This window comes from Syntrophorhabdaceae bacterium (genome assembly GCA_035541755.1).
Taxonomy (GTDB): domain Bacteria; phylum Desulfobacterota; class Syntrophorhabdia; order Syntrophorhabdales; family Syntrophorhabdaceae; genus PNOF01.
Map to the genome: position 1 here is coordinate 1 of DATKMQ010000133.1, position 4779 is coordinate 4779.

Here is a 4779-nt window from a genome sequence, read left to right on the forward strand (position 1 = left end):
CTGCGTAACGTATTTCCTTTTTCAGCCACCACCACCTTGGCGCCCGACTCGCTCGCCCGGATGGCCGCCATGAGGCCGGCTATTCCCCCTCCCACACACAGAACGTCCGATTCAAGAACTTTTTCTCTCATGGACACCCCCTGAATTGAAGAAAACGCCAACTCGTTTTCAGGCAGCCCGGCCATTCCGTTGTAATGAGAGAAAATACCTTTTGTTCATCGATAGTGTCAACATGATTGCACATGATTGCATAACCGGAGCTTCCTGAGTCTTCCACTCTTCAAAACAGTGACCCTTTATTCTAAAACAGCAACAGTGATTTCTATAAGCCGTATCCAGCCGACATCGTAATTCAGCGGCTGATTTCCAGGTTCTTTCTCTTCGTAATCCTGAATTATACCTTGACAACCTACGGTTCACGATTAGCGGGGCGGGTGGAAGCGACGATTCATACGATTCAAAGATTTTCAAAAATCCGTGACGATGAATTTCGTTTGTTCCTTGCTCGAAGAGTTAAAATTGGCTTTCTGGAGTACGTGGAAGATTACGTTCGTTAATTGATAGCGCGCGCCAACCTTTTCTCACCACACCATTTCAAGCAGCAACTGGGCCATGATGCAATGCGGCTTATATAATGTAGTAGACTTGTTCTCGTCTTAAAAGAGGTATTCAAAAACTTCTTGACACCTTGGAGCACGAATGCATTAATGTCATTGTCGGACAGGTATGCTACGTCCACCTACCATAGTAGGAACGGCAATTTGCCGGATCTTGGTGCTCGTCCCAAAGAAGAAATGTTTCGTCCTCTGATGACAAAAAAAGCTTTCGAACAAGTTACCGCCGAAATAAAAAAGCTGATGTTTGAGGGCGTCTTTAAGCCTGGAGACAGGGTCCTGTGAGAGTTTTCCTTGCCGGCGTGCTGAAGATCAGCCAATTCATGCAGGGCGTAGCCGCTGTTTCGTTGACGTTCATGATGCTTCTCACCACGCTGGATGTCGTGCTGAGGCTGTTTGGGAAACCCATCCCGGGCGCCGTAGAAATCATTGCAATCTGTGGGGGGATCGTCATTGGCTTTACGGTTCCTATTTCCTTCTGGATGCGCGGCCACATCGCCGTAGATTTCGTCCTCAACCGGCTTGCCGGACCAGTAAAGAACCTTATTAATGTCATGACACGATGTGTCGGAATCGGTTTGTGCCTCCTGATCAGCTGGAATTCGGTGAAGATAGGGACCGGGATGCGCAAAGCGGCGGAGGTTTCAGGAACTCTTGAACTGCCTCTCTATCCCGTTGAGTATGCTTTAGCCTTCTGCTTCCTCGTGCTTTCAATTGTCCTCCTCTGCGACATCCTCAAGATTTTCGGAGGAACCTATGAGTGAGCTGATGACGGGATGCGTCGCGCTAGTGACGTTGATCGTCCTATTTTTCACCGGGCTTGAACTTCCCTTCTGCATGATCTTGGTGGGCTTTGCCGGATTCACGTATCTTGTCGATTTCAGGGGAGCCACCCATATGATGGCAAAGGACATGTACGATGTCTTTGTCTCTTACGGGTACACGGTTTTCCCTCTTTTTATCTTTATGGGCCAGATCGCGTTCGCCTCAGGCATCGCGAAGCGGCTGTACGATTGTGCCTACCGGTTTATCGGCCACATTCCAGGCGGACTCGCGATGGCCACGGTGGGCGGGGCTACCGCATTCAAGGCCCTCTGCGGCTCAGCAGTAGCCACGGCAGCAACCTTCAGCAGTGTGGCTATTCCTGAAATGGATCGGTACGGTTACAGCAAGACCCTCTCCACCGGCCTCGTGGCCGTGGTCGGGACTCTGGGCTGCCTCATCCCGCCCACAGTTTTTCTGATCATCTATGGCCTTCTCACCGAACAATCGATAGGGACATTGTTCCTGGCCGGGATCGTCCCCGGGCTCGGGATCGCCCTTTTATTTGTGCTCACGATTTACGGGTGGGCTAAGATCAACCCATCCCTTGCTCCTGCCGGCGAAAAGTCCACTTGGAAGCAGAGGATAGCGTCCCTGCCCGAGGTGGTAGTCGTCCTTGCCGTCTTCATGCTCATGATCGTCGGACTCCTGAAGGGGTTTTTTACCCCTACGGAAGCGGGCAGTGTCGGCACTATGGCGGTTCTTCTCATGGTGGTTGTCAGAAAACAGCTGAGCTTCAAGGGGTATGTCAAAGCGATCGGAGACGCGATGCGCACGGCATGCATGATCCTGCTGCTGATTGGAGGCTCCTCTATCCTGGGCCATTTTATAACGATCACAAACATTCCACAGCTCATGGCGGACTGGGCCACAAGCCTTCCCCTCAACCGGAATGTCGTGATGATTATTATCTGTTTCGTATACCTTATCGGCGGCTCGTTCATCGATGACCTCGCCTTCATGATTCTTGCCACCCCCATCTTCTTCCCGGTTGTCCAGAAGCTCGGTTTCGATCCGGTCTGGTTCGGCATCATGCTCGCGGTCACCATTATGATCGGCATTGTCATTCCCCCTGTGGCCTCCAATGTTTTCATCGTGCACAAGTTAAGCAAAACACCCATGGCCACCGTGTATAAGGGCGTAGTTCCGTTCCTGCTCGGCATCGTCGTCTTCGCGGCTCTGCTCTTCATCTTCCCGCAACTCGCGCTTTTTCTACCTCATTACCTAATGAAGTGAAATGAAGGCGTTGATAGAGGCCTACAAGGCTCAATAAACAATAAGGAGGAGTTAAGATGAGAAGGAGAATGTTCCTGGTAGCGCTTTTCACTGTTACGCTCTATGCCGGCGGCTTTGTGCCCTGCCATGCGCAAGGTACCGCTCCCATCAAGTTGAAGTTCAGCAACTTTCAGCCGATAACCTTTTCCGCCACGCCGGTGATAGGCCAGTTCTGCGAAGAGATAAAGAAGCGCACCAACGGCAGGGTCGAGATTACCTACTACCCGGGTGGAACACTCACCACAGCGGCCAAGGTCTACGACGGCATCGTGAACCACGTTTCTGACCTCGGCAATAGCCACACCGCCTACACGCGGGGCCGCTTCCCGCTTTCGGAGATGCTCGATCTGCCGGTCGGCTACACCAGCGGCTTTGTCTGCACACATGTGAAGCACGATTTCTACAAGAAGTATAAACCTAAAGAATGGAATGAGGTGCACGTGCTCTACTTTTGGTCGCCAGGCCCGCAGATCTTTGCAACATCGAAGAAAGCGTTTCACACAATGGACGACCTGAAAGGGTTAAAGTTCAGAGGCATGGGAAGACCCGCAGACACGATCAAGGCGATCGGTGCGGTACCCGTGTCGCTTGAAATGGGTGATGCGTATGACGCGGCCCAGAGAGGGTTGCTGGATGGCATGTTCGAAACGATGGAGACCTGGAAGGGCTTTCGACTGGGTGATGTGATTAAGTACGCTGCCCTGACGCAACGCGCAACCGGACTGGTGTACACGTTCTACGTTGCCATGAACAAGGAGAAGTGGGATGCGTTGCCTGGTGATATAAAGAAGATCTTCGACGAAACATCAGAAGAGTTCGTAGACAAGCATGCTGTAACCACACTGTCAGCCGACTTTGAGGGACTCGATTATTTTAAGCAGCGCGGCGGACAGATGATCAGTCTACCGGAAGAGGAGATTCAGAAAATGCGAAAGGCCGTGGAGCCAGTCATACAGAATTACATGAAAGACATGGAGGCGAAGGGCTTCAAGAAGGACGAAATGGAGGCGCAGCTGCAATACATATACGAACGTATCACTTACTGGGGCAAGCAGGAGAGGGACCGTAAACTGAAGAGCCCCTACGTTCAATAGCTCACGTCGCGACTGCGGGAAGGAGCACACTATGCGACTTCAGGGAAAGGTTGCTATCGTGACAGGAGGAGCTCGCGGACTCGGAAAAGATTACGCTTTGCGCTTCTGTGAAGAAGGTTGCCACCTTGTGATTGCCGATATTCTGGACCCTTCTGCTGTTGCAGACGAGATAGGCAAGAAGGGAGGTGAGGCACTAGCTTTTCGCGCTGATGTGTCAGAGGAGAAAAACACGAACGAGATCGTCCGTAACGCTATCGAGCGCTTTGGGAGAATTGATATTTTGGTTAATAATGCAGCTACTTTTGCTGATCTCGGCAAAAAGCCTTTTCACCAGATTTCCGCGGAAGACTGGGACAAAGTGATGCGGGTCAATCTCAAAGGCACGTTCCTTTGCTGTAAAGCCGTATACCCACATATGAAAAAACAGAAGAGGGGCAAAATCATAAATGTCTCTTCTGGAACCTTTTTTAGCGGAACACCATATTTTCTGCACTACGTTACCTCAAAGGGAGGGATCGTTGCTTTGACGCGGGCCCTGGCAAGGGAGTTGGGGGATGATGGAATTTGCGTCAACGCCATTGCCCCAGGACTTACGATTAGTGAAGCCGTGCACGGAAACCCGATGTATCCCGAAGAATCTCTCAGGTCCGTGGCTGGAACCCGGTGCTTTAAACGAGATGAGCTGCCCGAGGATCTTCTCGGAACCATGGTGTTTCTTGCCTCGGAGGACAGTGATTTCATTACCGGCCAGACTATTGTTGTAGACGGAGGAGCGGTTTTACATTAAAGACATTTCGACCCAAAAATTTTATCTTGACAACAGATAAGGACAGAGGAAGGATATAGCAGGCCCCGGGGAACAGCAACAGGTCTTAGCATAAGATCCGGACTTCATAGAGGCTCAAACAAGCCCCAATGCATTGGCGGTCACTTCAGACTCAAAAAAAACAAAAGGACATCCAAAGCGCGTTTGC

General features: G+C 51.1%; 4 protein-coding genes. All 4 read left to right on the top strand.

Features of this window, described 5'->3' with window-relative positions:
- The first annotated feature begins 895 nt into the window (after positions 1-895).
- The 4 genes from VMT62_13345 to VMT62_13360 are packed head-to-tail and all read left to right on the top strand — an operon-like array spanning position 896 to position 4592.
- Entirely contained in the window at positions 896-1378 is a 483-nt protein-coding gene (locus tag VMT62_13345; protein ID HVN97408.1) for a TRAP transporter small permease, read from the top strand.
- On the top strand, positions 1371-2672 hold the full coding sequence (locus VMT62_13350; protein HVN97409.1) for a TRAP transporter large permease: 1302 nt from the start codon (positions 1371-1373) through the stop codon (positions 2670-2672). Before VMT62_13345 ends, VMT62_13350 begins: the two co-directional genes overlap by 8 nt.
- Positions 2673-2728: 56 nt before the next feature.
- The gene (locus VMT62_13355; protein HVN97410.1) at positions 2729-3805 is read left to right on the top strand and encodes a TRAP transporter substrate-binding protein; all 1077 of its coding nucleotides are present in this window, start codon (positions 2729-2731) and stop codon (positions 3803-3805) included.
- Positions 3806-3836: 31 nt separating this feature from the next.
- Positions 3837-4592 carry a 3-oxoacyl-ACP reductase family protein gene (locus tag VMT62_13360; GenBank protein HVN97411.1) on the top strand — a complete coding sequence of 252 codons (756 nt, stop codon included), beginning with the start codon at positions 3837-3839 and terminating at the stop codon, positions 4590-4592.
- The last annotated feature ends 187 nt before the right edge of the window (positions 4593-4779 follow it).